This window comes from Hymenobacter cavernae, from assembly GCF_014641455.1.
Classification (GTDB): Bacteria; Bacteroidota; Bacteroidia; order Cytophagales; family Hymenobacteraceae; genus Hymenobacter; species Hymenobacter cavernae.
In genome coordinates this window covers 302240-317537 of the sequence record NZ_BMHT01000003.1, presented here as the reverse complement: position 1 = coordinate 317537, position 15298 = coordinate 302240, and the positions used below count along the sequence as shown (strand labels likewise).

Genomic DNA, 15298 nt, shown 5'->3' with positions numbered 1-15298 from the left:
ACAGTAAAATCTATAATAATAACACATATAAAAAAATAAATACCATCCTCTAAAGCCGGGGAGGGCGGACCGGAGCAGGGGAGGAGTGCCCCTTATTTAATGCTCACAGCTACACACAGAACACCTTGCTTACCTTACCGGGCGTTTTGAGGAAGCCATAGCAAGTGTTTACATTGAGGCCACTATAGCCTCATACAGGCTCGATTCGCGTCAAGAGCGAAGGTGCGTATGATTCATGACCAAATACCTCAATGCCTTGAAACCTGCAGTGGTTGTCACGAAATAGGTTTTTAGGTATGCGCTACGAAATCGAATGACAACTTGATTTTGTAGACACTAAATCACTAACAGACCTAAAGTCAGCGAATATGTGCAGAGTAGCTAAGGTAGGTCAGAAATTTCGGCCAAAGACATAATTTCCACACTGGACATCATGCATGCATCACAACACTAAGTACAAGAAGTTCAGCAAGAGTTGTCACGCTGATAAACGGCCACAAAGCCGGAAACTATCCAAATGTTGTCTACTACACACAATAGTACTCTCGGCCGTGTTGTAGCGAAACGTTGAAGCTATTTTCTAGCCGAACCAGCAAATTAGGCTTATACAACCTAGCTATTTTCGCGCACTCAATTTGTCTTATAATTTATATTATGTTAAGTAGACTTTTCGAGAAACAGCCCGTACTGCTGCACGGGCTATTTTGACTTCACTCCCAGCGCTATTACTTCGCTGAATTCATTTTCGTGTTCATCTTCTCCGCATCAGCCGTGCGGCCGGTTTGCGTGTAGGCTTTCTGCAAAGCGCTCATCGTAGCCCGGTCATTCGGGTTGGCTTGCAATGCCGCTTCAAAGTACGGAATAGCCTGCTGCACGTACTTCTTGGCCTCCGCTTCTTTGGTTTTGCCTTGCTTCTGGTACGTGGCGAGGTTCATCTTATTGACCGCCTTGAAAATATCCGCGCCTTTGTTGAAGTAGTAAACGCCAACGTTGAATTGCGCATCAAAATTCTTCGGCTCAATTTCCACCGCTTTCTGGTACGAAGCCAGTGCCTGATCAGGCTGCTTCAGCTTGTCGTATACCGAACCGCGCACGGTGTACAGGTTCGAGTTCTGCGGATCCAACTCAATGGCATGGTTAAGCTTATCAATCGCTTGTTTGTCCTGGCCCGAACTGATTAGATGGTTTAGATCCTCCAGTACAAACGACTTGCGGTTTGGGTATGCCTGCAAGGCCTGCTGCAAAACCTTCGTCGCCTCGGCGTCGTTCTTTTCCTGACGAGCTATCTGCAACAGCCGCTCGTAGGTTTGCGCGGAAGCTTTGTAGCCTGGAATGGCCAGCAGCTTGTTGTATTCTTCTTTGGCAGTCGTATAATCCTGCTTGCCTTCCGCGGCGTATGCCGCGTACACGTACGCCGTCGTATCCTGGGGCATATACGCCTGCGCCTGTCGGTACGACTTGATAGCCTCGTCGAAATTCTTGGCGTTGTAGCTTTCTACACCAGCATTCAATGCCAAGCCGTAGGCGTTCTTGTTCAGGCCTTCCAGCTTGGCCACCGCCTGTTTGCCAAACTCGCTGTCTTTGCCTTCCAGCTCAACAGCTTTCTTATAGGAGTCGCTGGCTACCTTATTCGGGTCCACATCGGCGACAAGCTTCTTGTAGATGGGGCTGTTGGCAATGCCTTCGTAAATCTCCCCGCGCGTGTACCAGGTTTTGGCTTTACCCGAGGTTTTCTCGTTGGTAATAGCTTTATCAATTTCGGTACGCGCCTTATCCAGTGTGCCTTGCTTCTCGAAAAGCTGCGCATTCGTAACGGCCGAGTTCTGGGCCGAAGCGGTGTGCAAAGCGGCCGCAGCGGCCAGCGTCAGAATAATCTTCTTCATGGAATTATAACTGAAGAACAGGTGAAGTGAGTGGAAATTGCTGCCTTAACGGGCGAAAGCGCCAGTTTAGTTCAGCTTGTAGAACGTTGCGCCAGATAAGCCGGGGATTGGCAGCTGACAGGTTTTATCCTGCAATACTACTACCAATCCCCGAAATATTCCTTACCTAGGTCAGTTTGCGCTCAGTGCGTCCGGATCGGTGAGCGCTGCTACATCAGCATCCGGCGTGGTGTCGGGGTCTACCCCGGTCGGGTTCTCATCGGTGGCTTCCACATCAGAGTCCTTCTCTTCAGCGGCCACTTTGGCTACCGACGAGATTTCATCCCCCTCGTTTATTTTAAGCAGCCGTACGCCCTGCGTAGCCCGGCCAATGGTGCGCAGATCCGCCATGCGCAGACGGATCGTAATGCCCGACTTGTTGATAATCATCAGGTCGTCACCGTCGTTCACATCCTTGATGGCCACCAGCGCGCCGGTTTTCTCCGTCACTTTCATGGCCTGTACGCCCTTACCACCGCGGTTGGTGATGCGGTACTCTTCCAGTTCGGAGCGCTTGCCGTAGCCGTTTTCCGACACCACCAGCAATTCCTGACTTGTATCCGAAATGCAGACCATACCGACTACCCGATCGTTGTCGTCGGTCAGGGTGATACCGCGTACGCCGGCGGCACTGCGGCCCATCGAGCGCACTTTTCCCTCGTGGAAACGAACCGCCCGTCCGGAGCGCAAAGCTACTACCACTTCGCTGTTGCCGGTGGTGAGCTGCACATCCAGCAGTCGGTCGCCTTCGTTGATGGTAATGGCGTTGATACCGGCCGTACGTGGGCGCGAATACGCTTCCAGCGGGGTTTTCTTTACCGTTCCCTGCTCCGTGCAGAACATCAGGTAGGTGTTTTCCAGATAATCGGGGTCACGTAGGCCGCGCACGTTCAGCACCGAGCGCACGTTGTCTTCGCGCGGAATCTCGATCAGGTTCTGAATCGGCCGTCCTTTGGCGTTCTTCCCTCCTTCCGGCACCTCATACACCTTGAGCCAGAACACGCGACCTAGCTCGGTAAAGAACAGCAGGTATTCGTGGGTGGTGGCCACAAACAAGTGCTCCGTGAAGTCGTCCTGCTTGGAAGCCGCACCGCGCGAGCCAACGCCGCCGCGGCTCTGCGAACGGTACTCATCCAGCGGCGTGCGCTTGATGTAGCCTTCGTTGGAGATGGTAATGACCATGCTCTCGTCGGCAATCATGTCCTCCATGGAGAAGTCGCCGCCGGCGTACTCGATCATGGTGCGGCGGGCATCACCGTACCGCTCCCGAATGTCGTTCAGCTCATCCTTGATGATCTGGCGCTGCAGCTCCGGCGAGGCCAGCACGTCGTTGAGATGGTCGATCAGGCGCGTCAGCTCGTCGTATTCCTTCACGATCTTGTCGCGCTCCAAGCCCGTAAGGCGCTGCAAGCGCATGTCCAGAATCGCACGGGCCTGTACTTCGCTCAGCTTGAAGCGGTCGATGAGTTCGGTACGGGCAATTTCCGGGTCGCGCGAGCCGCGGATCAGAGCAATTACCTCATCCAGGTGGTCGAGAGCAATGAGCAGGCCTTCCAGGATGTGGGCCCGCTTCTGGGCTTCGGCCAGTTCGAAGCGGGTGCGGCGCACCACCACTTCCTCGCGGTGCTCCACGAAGTGCTGAATCAGGTCGCGCAGGTTCAGCGTCATGGGCCGGCCTTTCACCAGCGCCACGTTGTTCACCCCGAACGACGATTGCAACTGCGTGTACTTATACAGCTGGTTGAGCACCACGTTGGGCATGGCATCGCGCTTCAGGTCATACACAATACGCATGCCGTCGCGGTCCGACTCGTCGCGCAGGTCGGCAATGCCTTCGATGCGCTTCTCGTTGATGAGCGCCGCCGTTTTCTCGATCATCGACGCCTTGTTCACCATGTAGGGAATCTCGGTGATGACGATCTGCTCTTTACCCGTGGGGGTCGTTTCGTAGTGAGCTTTGGCACGCACCACAATGCGGCCGCGGCCGGTCTCAAACGCCTGCTTTACGCCCTCGTAGCCGTAGATGGTGCCCCCGGTCGGAAAGTCCGGCGCGGTGATGTACTCCATCAGCTCGGCAATGGTGATGTCGGTGTTGTCGAGGTAGGCAATAATGCCGTTCACGACCTCCGTCAGGTTGTGGGGCGCCATGTTGGTGGCCATGCCCACGGCAATACCCGACGTGCCGTTCACCAATAGGTTCGGAAACTTGGCGGGCATCACGCTGGGCTCTTCCAGCGAGTCGTCAAAGTTGGGTTGAAAGTCAACCGTTTCTTTGTCTAGGTCGCCCATGAGCTCGTCGGCCAGCCGCTTCAGGCGGGCCTCGGTATAACGCATGGCCGCCGGCGAGTCGCCGTCGACGCTACCGAAGTTACCCTGTCCGTCCACGAGCGGGTAGCGCAGGCTCCAGTCCTGGGCCATGCGTACCATGGTGTCGTACACCGAGGAGTCGCCGTGGGGGTGGTACTTACCTAGTACTTCCCCCACGATACGGGCACTCTTTTTGTAAGATTTGTTGTAGGATACGCCCAGTTCGCTCATGCCGTAGAGCACGCGCCGGTGCACGGGCTTCAGGCCGTCGCGCACGTCGGGCAGGGCCCGGGAGATGATGACCGACATCGAGTAATCGATGTAGGCGCCACGCATCTCGTCTTCAATGTTAATCGGAATGATCTTTTCGCCTTCCGCCATAGAGAAATCTGAGTCGGCCTAGGCTCCGGCGAAGGAGCTTTCGGCACCGGTGAATTAAGTACTGCGAGAAGCCCGCAAGATACGAAAAAACCCCGATTTTGCCTAGCTCCGGCCTACTTCAGCGACTTGCTTTTATCCGATTTGTGGCGGTCCGTTTTCTGGCTGTGCACCTTGATTTTTTCCCCGATGGCGGGGTTCTGTTTTTTCCATAGCGGCTGCCCGCGGTACTTGGCGCCGTCGTGCAAATGCACCTTGCGCGTGTGGCAGGAAGCAATGGGGCAAGTGCGGCAGGAAGCCACCGTCAGCAGAACGGTAAGCGGCAACACCAGCCGGGTCAGAAGTAAGTGTAAGCGTAGGTTCATCAAGCGTCAAAGGTTGGGAGGTGACGCGCAGCCTGCGCAAAAGCCGGGCCGGGGTGGGACTTTTACGCTCCAATAAGATTCCTTCTCTACTTTTGACTGGTCTATTATGCCTCAGGAAATATACGTCCTGCTTCTGTGCGCCTAACCTAAACCACCTCACTCTTAGTATTGCTTGTTTCCACTACTCCAAACGCATGAAAATTCTCTTATCTGTTCCAGGTTATACTCGTACTAACCCCATGACCCATTTTGCCGCCACAGCGTTACGGTTACTAGGGCATGAAGTAGTTGTATTCAATTATGAGCGCGAGAACCAGGTAGAGCGGGTGCGCGAGAAGCTAGGATTCCGACAGTTTCTGGCCTACAAAAACCGCCAACTACTGGCGTTAGCCGAGGCCACTAAGCCTGATGTTTTCTTCACCATCTACGGCCGCAACCACGATGCCGCTACGCTGCAGGAGCTAAAGCGCCGTGGCTTACCCACTATCTGCTGGTGGCTAGATGATCCCATATCACTGGCCCAGAATTACATTCCGTTACACCTCTATGATTTTTTCTTTTCTAACAGCCGCGGCACGGCACCGGTCTACCGCCACTACGGAGTGGACACGCCGCGCTTCCTGCCAGTTGCTGTCGACCCGGCTATCCATCGACCGCTGGAAGACATTGAAAAGCAATACGACATCGTTTTTGCCGGTGACTGGCACCCCACTCGCGAACGGGTGTTGCTGGAGCTAGCACGCCACCATCACCTGACGATTATCGGGCCCTGGCAGCGCCGAATCCCCAAAAATTCGCCTCTTCGCCCGCACTTTCTACGTTTCGGCTACTTCACGCCAGACGAAATGGCGTTACTTTTTAATCAGGCTCGCATTGTGCTCAACGTGCATCAGTGGTATCAGCGCTGGACGTATGGCATCAATCCGCGCCTGTTCGAGGCTAGTGGCTGCCGTGCCTTTCAACTCACCGATAGTAAAGAAGAGATACCTGAATTATATCTGCCAAACGTTGAGATGATCTTATACGATGATGCTGCCGCGTTGCCTGAGCTACTTACGCACTACCTTGCCCACCCTGATGAGTGCGCCCGTATTGCCAACAACGCCTACACCCGCACCCTGCGCGACCATACCTATGTGCATCGCATGGAACATATGCTGCGCGTGTGCGGCCTGAGCGGATAGCCAGCCCTTCATGGTAGGCAAGGTTCAACTTCTCTGCACCGCCATATCCTCTCCCTCCCACTCCTTGAGAAACTGCGCCAGAAACGCTTCCATGAACCGCTGCCGCTTCTCGGCCACTTCGCGAGCCGCCGGCGTGTGCAGCCGCTCCCGCAGGTGCAGCAGCTTCTCGTAGAAATGATTGATGGTCGGGCCGGCGTTCTTTTTGTAGCTTTCAAAGGAGTCGTGCTGCACGGGTGGGACGCTTGGGTCGTGCAGGGCGCGGCCTTTGTGGCCGCCGTAGGCGAAGGCCCGCGCTACGCCGATGGCGCCAATGGCGTCGAGGCGGTCGGCATCCTGCACCACCTCCCCTTCCGGCGTGCTCATCGGCGTGGGTACACCTAGGCCTTTGAAGCTGATTTCGCGGATGATCGTCTCCACGCGCTGAATGACTTCTTCCGCCGCACCTAGGCTCAGCAGCCAACGGCGCGCTTCGCGGGGACCGGCTTCCTCATCGCCACCGTGAAACTTCCAGTCGGCTACGTCGTGTAGCAGGGCACCTAGCTCGGTTACGAGCGGATCGGCACCGGGCACGCGCACGGCCAGCGCGCGGCTGGTTTGCCACACCCGGCGGATATGCTCCCAGTCGTGGCCGGAGCCTTCGTGTAAGAATTTTTCGCGGACGAAGTCGGCCGTGCGGGTAATGAGTTCCTGGGGTTCCATAAGCGTAAAGCAGCGGCCGTAGGTAAAAACAAGTGGCCGCCGCACAAAGCAACACGATAATGACGAGACTAACCTAGGTTCAGTCATAAGAGCCACTAGAACGTCATTCCGACCAACGGGAGGAATCTCGCGTGCTGACATTGTGGTAGTAATTTCCTACCGATTGGAGTTACTACTACACGCGAGATTCCTCGTTGCCTCGGAATGACGTTCTGGTATACCGGAATCTTCCGGCGTAATTAATCGTTGTTCCGTATATTGCCTTCAAATGACAGTTTTAAAATACGCAAATGACAGCTATTCGTAAAACGCCGGTGGCCACGATGGTCGAGCTGATGGGCGGCGGCAGCGTTATTCCGCAGCTGGTGCACAATGAGTTAGACCTGCTGATGGTCGCCGTGAAAGGCCTTTCAGTGCAGGCCCTGCGGACATTGCAGCGCCGGATGCAGTTTTCCAACAAGGAGATAAGCGAGCTGCTGGCCATCTCGGAAAGCACCCTCGCCCGCCGCGAGCAAAGCAAGCGCGCCCTCACCCGCGACGAAGCCGAAAAAACGATTCAGCTTTCGGCCGTGATGGCCAAAGGGCTCGACGTGTTTGAGGACGAAGAAGATTTCCGGCACTGGCTCGAAACCGACAACGTAGCCTTGGGTGGCATCCGGCCCAAGGAGCTGCTGACCTCCGCCATCGGCCGCGACCAGGTGCGCGACCTGCTCGGGCGGATTCAGTACGGGATTTACTCTTAAGGCCGGCCGGCGTATGCGCCTCTACCGGCTGGGCAAACACCCTTACATTCTGGACACTACCGGCCAGGGCGGGCTCTTCCACAATGGCCGCTGGCACGAGCAGGGCACGCGAATTCTCTACACCTCCGAGCACCTTTCGCTAGCCAAGCTGGAAGTGCTGGCGAATGCCTCCACGCTGCCCAAAAACTACTTCGCCCTGACGCTGGAGGTGCCCGACGAGGCTACGGTTAAGACGGTACCCGTAACGGAGCTGCCACCGAACTGGGCGGCCTTGCCCTATCCGCAAGAGCTAGCCCTTATCACCCGCGAGTGGATTGAGCAAGGCCGCTATTGGCTGATGCAGGTTCCCTCGGCTCACTCCCCAACGGAGTGGAACTACCTGTTTAATCCGCTCCACCCCGAACACGCCCGGCTCCGGGTGGTTTCCGTCGAGCCGCACCCGTTTGACCCGCGGCTGAAGAACTAGTCAAGTAGCCCCCAGCGCCATCAGGCGGCCAGCTCCTTTAGGTAGCCAGGAGGCACCTGATCCACTAGCCATACCCCGTTGCCCGACTCGTAGAAGACTGCTCCGGCCTTGTGCAAAGCGGCGGCATCTACGACCAGCACCACCGGCTTACCGCGCCTGCCGCCCACGCGCTGGGCCGTTTCCACGTCGGGCGAAAGGTGGACGTGGTGGCGGCTCATCTTCTGCAAGCCCTCGCGCCAGATGTCGGGCAACGCCGCGGCTACGGTGCCATGATAGAGCACTGCCGGCGGAGCCAGTGGCGTGAGCTGCAAATCGACGGGTACGCTGTGGCCCTGCTGCGCCCTGATCAGGGTGCCGGTCGCATCAAAGGCAAAGCGCTTTTTGTCGCTGCTCTCCACAATTTCCGCCAACTCCAAATGAGTAAGCATTAAATTATGACGCGCACAAGCTACCAGCAGATCGTCCACCGCCACCCAGCCACCTTCTTGTAGCTCCAAGCCTATGGCCTGCGGATCGTGTCGCAAGTACTTGCTTAAGAACTTACTAATCTTAACATTATCGTTTTTATTCATTTGTTTAAGACTGAATATATTTCAACATTTGTTTAATAATTCATCGCAGCGCAGAGAGGAGCATTGGGGGGTTCAGGAAGCAAACCTGTTTGCGCGTACGAAGGGGACTAAAGGTACTATCCATTGCTCAACCTCGAATAAATGGGCTCTGCGACAACCCATACTTGCGCTAACCTAGGTTGCCCAAGCATAGAAAAGCGAGGCGGTGCGGATGACCATCTCCTCAGGCAGCACGACCAGGGCTATTGCGAATATTTCGGGGTCGGGTAAATCCGTGCGGTTGAGCTTCGGCGTAAGTGCCGTCAACTTTATCAAACCGTCTTCTTTCTTTACCCCTTCCCTTCCCATGAAAAAGCAATTGTTCTCCCTCGCTTTTGTTACCATTCTCGGCGCCGCCACTACACAGTCAGCAGTTGCCCAAGCCAAACTGACACCCGGCACCGTGCTCGTCGGCAGCGAGGCCATGTACCCCAACAAAACCATTGTTGAAAACGCGGTAAACTCGAAAGACCACACCACGCTGGTAGCAGCCGTGAAAGCGGCCGGTCTGGTAGAAACCCTGCAAGGCAAAGGCCCGTTCACGGTTTTTGCGCCCACCAACGCGGCCTTCAACGCCCTCCCCGCTGGCACCGTCGAAACCTTAGTGAAGCCCGAAAGCAAGGCGACGCTGACCAAGATCCTGACCTACCACGTAGTAGCCGGCAACCTGACGGCCGATAAGCTGATGGCCGCTATCAAAGCCGGCAAGGGCACCGCGTCGCTCAAAACCGTGAGTGGCGGCATGCTGAAGGCCATGATGAACGGCCCCAAAAACATCGTGCTCCAGGACGAAAAGGGCAACGTCTCTACTATCTCAACATACGACGTGTTGCAAAGCAACGGCGTGATTCACGTCATCGACAATATTCTGATGCCCTAACCTAGCTAACCTAGGTCAGGCCGCCCACTTCCTTATATAAAAGCCCCGTGTCCTTAAAAGGACGCGGGGCTTTTGTTTTGACTGGCCGCCTAAGGAGTGCGCAGCATTCGGCTTCAGCGCAAACACAAAAGGTGACTTGTCCTCCGACAGGTCACCTTTTTTATCTATGAAATGTAATTAATTCATTTTTAGGCAGTTGCCGTGTTAAGAACGGTCGGCGCCATCAGCATGAGAGCAAGTACAGAGAGTAAGCCCTGCTGGGAAGGAGCGGCACTGGCAGCAAGTACAGGAGTAGTCGTCATCGCAAGTAGGTGGGATAAAGTAGATTTCTATTCAAAAGTAATTCCACTTTACACCTAGGTCAACGCCTACGAACACGTGTTTGTGACTACTAATATTCTTTTAATTTTATTGCACTATACCAGCTCACTACGTTGATTATAGCGCAATATCCCACTTTAACCCTCTTTTGTCTGTGTCGTAAAATAGCATATTTGTGACAGTGGCGAGCCTAGGAAAGTACCATTTATCACCCGTTCTTTGAACCACGAAAAAGGCCCGTACCGGGTACGGGCCTTTTTCGTTACGTATTGGAGGAAGTTACATGTTCCAACTCATCCGGATCATGATCCGAGAAGGAGAGGAAGCCGCGGACGCCCTGGTGCAGCTGCGCGTGCGGTAGGCATTTGATGGGCTTGTCGGCGGTCGGGTCGACGAGCATCACCTGCAACAGTTCGCCACTGCTGTCGGCTTTGAGGCGAACTAAATCGCCGATTTCGAATTGGGGCATGAATAAATTGGTACAAAAAGGTGTGTGAACTGAGGTGGTGCGCGCGTAGAAACCTAGCTTTGTCATGGCACCGGGCTGACAGGCTGGCAATGAAAGACCAAATATATTGATGCAAATATTTATATTATAATAAATAATATAATTTTATCCGATCTCAACAGCACTGCCGACTAGCATGCCTATTAAGCCTACAGAATTGCACCTTTCCGCGTAAGGCAAGCCGGTAAAAATCCTGCACGGCTTCTTCGTAATCCTGCACGGTTCCTACCGAAGCGTTCGGGTTCCTTTGCAGACCGCAACTACTCGCCCATCGGGGGTGTTTAGGAAATGCGGGCTCAGGAATTGACCCGTTCAACCAACTGTATGGAACCCTCTGCTTCTCCGACGCAAACCACCACCCTCGCCATTGAGGGGATGACGTGCGCCTCCTGCGCGGCCTTTGTGGAGAAGGCCTTAACGCGCACGCCGGGCGTGCAAACCGCCCACGTTAATTATGCCACCGAAAAAGCGGTGGTCGAATATGAGCCGACCCAGGCCTCGCCCGATACATTGAAAGCGGCCGTGCTCAATGCCGGCTACGGCGTGGCCTCGCCCGTAGTGGCACCAATCGCGGCTCTGGCAGCCACGCCACCAGCCGCCGACCAGCCCAAGGCCGCCGCTTATCAGGCCTTGAAGCGCCGGTTCTGGGTGGCAGCCGGCCTTACCGCGCTCATCATGCCGCTGTCGATGCTCATGCTGTGGCCGGCGCTGGCGGCCCACCTCGCGATGGCCGGCCTCAACTACCTGCTGCTGGTACTCACGCTGCCGGTCATTCTTTATAGTGGGCGCGAATTTTACATAGCGGCCTGGAAAGCCTTGCGCCACGGCACGGCCACCATGGATACGCTGATTGCGGTGGGCACGGGCGCGGCTTTTCTGTACAGCGTAGTCGCGACCCTAGCCCCGCACGCGTTCATGCAGCGCGGCCTGATGCCGGAGGTGTATTATGACACCACAGCCACCATTATTGTCCTTATTCTGCTGGGTAAGGTGCTGGAAATGCGCGCCAAAGCCCGCACGTCGGCGGCCCTGCGGATGCTGATCGGGTTACAACCCCGCACGGCGCGGGTGGTGCGCCACGACCAGGAGCTGGATCTGCCCATCGAAGAGGTGCAGCTCGACGACATAGTGGTGGTGCGCCCCGGCGAGAAAGTCCCGACGGATGGCCTGGTGCTCAGCGGCCACTCGGCCGTGAACGAGGCCATGCTGACTGGCGAAAGTCTCCCGGTCGAGAAAAAAGAGGGCGACGCGGTTTTCGGGGCCACCCTCAACCAGACGGGCAGCTTCCGCCTGCGCGTGACCAGCGTGGGGGCCGATACGATGCTGGCCCGCATTGTGCGGCTGGTGGAAGAAGCCCAGGGTTCGCGCGCACCCATCCAACGGCTAGCCGACCGCGTCAGCGCGGTGTTCGTGCCGACGGTGCTGGCTGTTGCGCTGCTTACGTTCGTGGTGTGGTTTGCCCTCGCTCCTACCGGCGAGCGGCTGCCCCTGGCGCTGGTCAATTTTGTGGCGGTGCTCATCATTGCATGTCCGTGCGCGTTGGGGCTGGCCACGCCCACGGCCATTATGGTAGCCACGGGCAAAGGCGCCGAGCACGGCGTACTGATTCGCAACGCGGAAGCGCTGGAAACCGCTTACCGCGTGACGGCCGTGCTGCTCGACAAAACCGGCACGCTCACCCGCGGCGAACCTAGGGTTACGGACCTGCGAATAATGCCCGGTACGGATGAGACGCGCTTGCTGCAGCAAGTGGCCGCCGTGGAGCGGCAATCGGAGCACCCGCTGGCGGGGGCTGTGCTGCGCTACGCGGAGTCGCAGACGAAAACCAGGCTCTCCATTACTGATTTTCAGGCTGTTGCCGGGCAGGGTGCCAGGGCCACGGTGGAGGGTGAGACGGTGCTCATCGGCAACCGGCGCTTGCTGGCGGAAGCCGGGATAAACCTAGGTTCTGAGCTGGAAATCCAGGCCCAGGCGTTGCAAGCGCAAGCCCAAACCGTGCTTTACGTCGCCCTGAACGGCCAGGCCGTGGCGCTGCTGGCCGTGGCCGATACGCTCCGCGATACCTCCGCCGAGGCCGTGCGGCAGCTCCAGAACCTAGGTCTGGAAGTGGTGATGATGACCGGCGACAACGCCCACACGGCCGCACAGGTGGCCAGCCAGGCAGGAATCAAGCGATTTTTTGCCGACGTGCTGCCCGCCGACAAAGCCGCTCAGGTGCAGCAGCTGCAAGCCGAAGGGCACGTAGTGGCAATGGTCGGCGACGGCATCAACGACGCGCCCGCGCTGGCCCGCGCCGATGTGGGCCTGGCCCTTGGCGCCGGCACCGACGTGGCGATGGAAGCGGCCGGCATCACGCTCATGCGCAACGATCTGCGCGGCGTGGTCACGGCCATTGCCCTCTCGCGCCAGGCCATGCGCACGATCCGGCAAAACCTCTTTTTCGCGTTTTTCTACAACGTACTCGGCATTCCGGTGGCGGCGGGCGTGCTGTATCCGCTGTTTGGGGTGCTGCTCTCGCCGATGCTGGCAGCCGGCGCCATGGCGCTTAGCTCGGTTTCGGTGCTCACGAATTCGTTGCGCCTGCGGCATTTCGGGAACCGTTAGGCCCGGATATGGTTTTATAAGAGCACATTACTTAGCTTCACGCCGAGGCAAGCGCCCACACGTTTCGTTACCTAGGTCTGGGGACCCAGGCCTTGTCATCCGGCAGAATTCCATATCTTCACCTCATGTCACACGAAGTCGCCAACCTCACGCTCGCGGAAGCCACGCGCCACGCGCCCTTCATCGAATACGCCCGCTGCCTGGATGCCAGCCAGCGCCCCGGCAACCACGTTGGCGATTGGCCCGAAGAAGGCCTGTTCTATCCGGTCCGCGTCGTCGACTCGCACCTGGAGGGCATGCCGCTGGTGCACGTACTTGGTTTTCAGGGGGAAGCACCCTACTATAATGCCTACGCCCCGCACCGCTTCGAGCTGATGTACACGGTGTGGCTCAACTAAGCTCCCGCGTAATTCAAAAGGTATTTTCCAGGAAGGCTAGGGCAACCTAGCCTTCTTTTTTTGTTGAATGCACAACACAAAAGGGAAGCCAGCGTGGCTCCCCTTTTGTGCTTACGGCCGAAACGGCTACTTCTTCCCCGGCGCTTTCTTAATCACCGGGGCCTTCTTAACGGGCACTTTCCAGGCTGGCGCTCCTTTCCGAACCGGCGCTCCTTTCCAGATGGGCGCCTTGCGCAGCACGGGCGCTTTCTTAGTGGGTGCGGCGGGCCTTGCTGCCATCGGCACCGGACCGTACCGGGTTTCGGCGGGGTTGGCGTCGCCGGGCAGGTAAAGGTCGAAGTCGACGCGGCGGTTCAGGGTCTGGCCTTGCGGCGTGGTGTTGGACCGGATGGGTCGGGTTTCGCCGTAGCCGCGCGACTCAATCCGGTTCCCGGCGATGCCTTTGCTGAGCATATAGGTGCGGGCCGCGGCGGCGCGGTCCCGGGAGAGTTGCAGGTTATAGGCGTCGTTGCCCACGTTGTCGGTGTGTCCCGTGATACCTAGGTTGTAGTCGGAATACTCGTTCAGGATGCTGACCAGCTCTTGCAGCTTCGGGTACGAGCTAGGTTTCAGCACGGCCTTGTTGAACTCGAACTGAATGTACTTGGTGGCCTCGTTGAGCACCTTCCTGGTTTCCGCTTTAATCTCGGGGCAGCCGTGGTTTGCGGCCGGACCGGGCCGGTTGGGGCAGCGGTCTTTGCTATCAGGCACGCCGTCGCCGTCGGTGTCGCGGGGGCAGCCGTTGGCATCGACGGGTGTGCCGGCGGGCGTGTTCGGGCACTTATCGTTGGGGTCAATCACGCCGTCGGCATCGGTATCGGGGCAGCCCTGCCGCTCGGGGCGGCCGGGCGTATCGGGGCACTTATCGTCACCGTCGCGGATACCGTCCCCGTCGCGGTCGGGGCAGCCTTCCAGCGTGACCACGCCTTTTTCGGTCGGGCACTTATCCTGGTAATCCGGCACGCCGTCGCCGTCGCCATCCAGGGGGCAGCCGTTCGCGTCGACGGCAACCCCGGCGGGCGTGCCGGGGCACTTGTCTTTGCGGTCGGCGACGCCGTCGTGGTCTGCATCCCTGGTTTTGCCCAGCCCGAAGGTCAGGCCCGCCGTGTGTTGCAGGTAGCGGTCGTTGAGGGTGCCTTTCCCCGCGACGCCATCCACCCGGTCGCTGAGCGGATAGTGCTGACCGGTTTGCACGAACAGCGAAAAGCCGGGCGAAAATTGCAGCTTAATACCGGCTGCGCCCATGAGGTCGAAGGCGTAGATATCGACGTTGGAGGGCGCTTGGGTTTCATCGGTGAAACGCCGGTCGGTGCTGGCGAAAAACACGCCGGGCTGCACCACCAGATAGGGCGCAAAAAAGGCATCTTCCTTCAGCGCCCAGCTATTGTTCAGCTTCAGCCTGAGCGGGATGCCCACGTTCACCACGTTGGCATCAAACCCGCGCACGGTCTTGTTCTCCAGAAAATACAGCTCATTCCTGGGCGGATCGGCGTTGAACTTCATGTCGCCGTAGCTGGCCGACAAGCCAATAGCCAGCCCCCGGGTCACGTAGCGGTCGAGGGTGAGGCCCACACCGTATTCCACTTTGTTGCGCGTAAACCACTCCGAACCTAGGTCGCCGTGGTACTGCAAGGTGCTGCCGTAGATACTCAGGGCAGTTTTTTTGTCGGCACTTTGCGCGTTGCCCTGCGGCGCCGCAGCGGCCCAGAAGCCCAGACCCAAAGCCAACGCGCGGAGCAGGGTAAGCGATAGTCTCATCGAGAGGAAATTAAGAAGACAGTACTTTACTAAGACAAAGTCCTATACTTTGGCCGCCCGATAAAGTTGTTGGAGCCAAGTCGTGGCTGGCCGTGCTTGAGCAGTAGCGCCCGCT

At 57.4% G+C, this 15298-nt stretch carries 14 protein-coding genes; 6 read left to right on the top strand and 8 right to left on the bottom strand.

Translation table 11 applies throughout. The annotated features are described in order from the left end of the window. Nucleotides 1-725: 725 nt before the first annotated feature. The 3 genes from IEX74_RS09625 to IEX74_RS09615 form a co-directional block, all read right to left on the bottom strand. Complete coding sequence (locus IEX74_RS09625; RefSeq protein WP_188813521.1) at nucleotides 726-1883, bottom strand: tetratricopeptide repeat protein; 1158 nt, start codon at nucleotides 1881-1883, stop codon at nucleotides 726-728. Nucleotides 1884-2054: 171 nt separating this feature from the next. Beyond that, entirely contained in the window at nucleotides 2055-4610 is a 2556-nt protein-coding gene (gene gyrA, locus IEX74_RS09620; RefSeq protein WP_188813520.1) for a DNA gyrase subunit A, read from the bottom strand. Between the two features lie 113 nt (nucleotides 4611-4723). Continuing rightward, nucleotides 4724-4972, bottom strand: coding sequence for a hypothetical protein (locus tag IEX74_RS09615; protein ID WP_188813519.1), 249 nt, complete (start codon nucleotides 4970-4972; stop codon nucleotides 4724-4726). Nucleotides 4973-5166: 194 nt separating this feature from the next. On the opposite strand from IEX74_RS09615, the gene IEX74_RS09610 reads away from it, so the two are divergent. Further along, nucleotides 5167-6156, top strand: coding sequence for a CgeB family protein (locus IEX74_RS09610; RefSeq protein WP_188813518.1), 990 nt, complete (start codon nucleotides 5167-5169; stop codon nucleotides 6154-6156). Nucleotides 6157-6180: 24 nt separating this feature from the next. On the opposite strand, the gene IEX74_RS09605 is transcribed toward IEX74_RS09610, so the two are convergent. Then, nucleotides 6181-6855 (bottom strand): HD domain-containing protein, encoded by a 675-nt coding sequence (locus IEX74_RS09605; protein ID WP_188813517.1) that lies wholly within the window; start codon nucleotides 6853-6855, stop codon nucleotides 6181-6183. A 290-nt stretch (nucleotides 6856-7145) separates the two neighbouring features. On the opposite strand from IEX74_RS09605, the gene IEX74_RS09600 reads away from it, so the two are divergent. Both IEX74_RS09600 and IEX74_RS09595 read left to right on the top strand, forming a co-directional pair. Next, nucleotides 7146-7598 (top strand): Xre family toxin-antitoxin system antitoxin, encoded by a 453-nt coding sequence (locus IEX74_RS09600; protein ID WP_188813516.1) that lies wholly within the window; start codon nucleotides 7146-7148, stop codon nucleotides 7596-7598. 13 nt (nucleotides 7599-7611) lie between these two features. After that, nucleotides 7612-8064: an RES family NAD+ phosphorylase gene (locus IEX74_RS09595; protein ID WP_188813514.1), complete on the top strand. Its 453-nt coding sequence runs from the start codon at nucleotides 7612-7614 to the stop codon at nucleotides 8062-8064. Nucleotides 8065-8084: 20 nt separating this feature from the next. Here the strand turns inward: IEX74_RS09595 and IEX74_RS09590 are convergent, their stop codons facing one another. Then, complete coding sequence (locus IEX74_RS09590) at nucleotides 8085-8636, bottom strand: RNA 2'-phosphotransferase (protein ID WP_188813512.1); 552 nt, start codon at nucleotides 8634-8636, stop codon at nucleotides 8085-8087. 174 nt (nucleotides 8637-8810) lie between these two features. Continuing rightward, nucleotides 8811-8951 carry a hypothetical protein gene (locus IEX74_RS09585; RefSeq protein ID WP_188813509.1) on the bottom strand — a complete coding sequence of 47 codons (141 nt, stop codon included), beginning with the start codon at nucleotides 8949-8951 and terminating at the stop codon, nucleotides 8811-8813. A gap of 31 nt (nucleotides 8952-8982) precedes the next feature. Here IEX74_RS09585 and IEX74_RS09580 point away from each other — a divergent pair, with 31 nt between their 5' ends. Next, nucleotides 8983-9555, top strand: coding sequence for a fasciclin domain-containing protein (locus IEX74_RS09580; protein WP_188813507.1), 573 nt, complete (start codon nucleotides 8983-8985; stop codon nucleotides 9553-9555). A 583-nt stretch (nucleotides 9556-10138) separates the two neighbouring features. On the opposite strand, the gene IEX74_RS09575 is transcribed toward IEX74_RS09580, so the two are convergent. Then, a complete protein-coding gene (locus tag IEX74_RS09575) occupies nucleotides 10139-10345 on the bottom strand; it encodes a hypothetical protein (RefSeq protein ID WP_188813505.1) in 207 nt (68 codons plus the stop codon). Between the two features lie 363 nt (nucleotides 10346-10708). Between IEX74_RS09575 and IEX74_RS09570 the strand changes: the two genes are divergently transcribed. Both IEX74_RS09570 and IEX74_RS09565 read left to right on the top strand, forming a co-directional pair. Beyond that, nucleotides 10709-12988: a heavy metal translocating P-type ATPase gene (locus tag IEX74_RS09570; protein ID WP_188813503.1), complete on the top strand. Its 2280-nt coding sequence runs from the start codon at nucleotides 10709-10711 to the stop codon at nucleotides 12986-12988. A gap of 125 nt (nucleotides 12989-13113) precedes the next feature. Beyond that, nucleotides 13114-13386: a hypothetical protein gene (locus IEX74_RS09565; protein ID WP_188813501.1), complete on the top strand. Its 273-nt coding sequence runs from the start codon at nucleotides 13114-13116 to the stop codon at nucleotides 13384-13386. Between the two features lie 126 nt (nucleotides 13387-13512). On the opposite strand, the gene IEX74_RS23430 is transcribed toward IEX74_RS09565, so the two are convergent. After that, nucleotides 13513-15183 (bottom strand): OmpA family protein, encoded by a 1671-nt coding sequence (locus tag IEX74_RS23430; RefSeq protein ID WP_188813499.1) that lies wholly within the window; start codon nucleotides 15181-15183, stop codon nucleotides 13513-13515. Nucleotides 15184-15298: the final 115 nt, after the last annotated feature.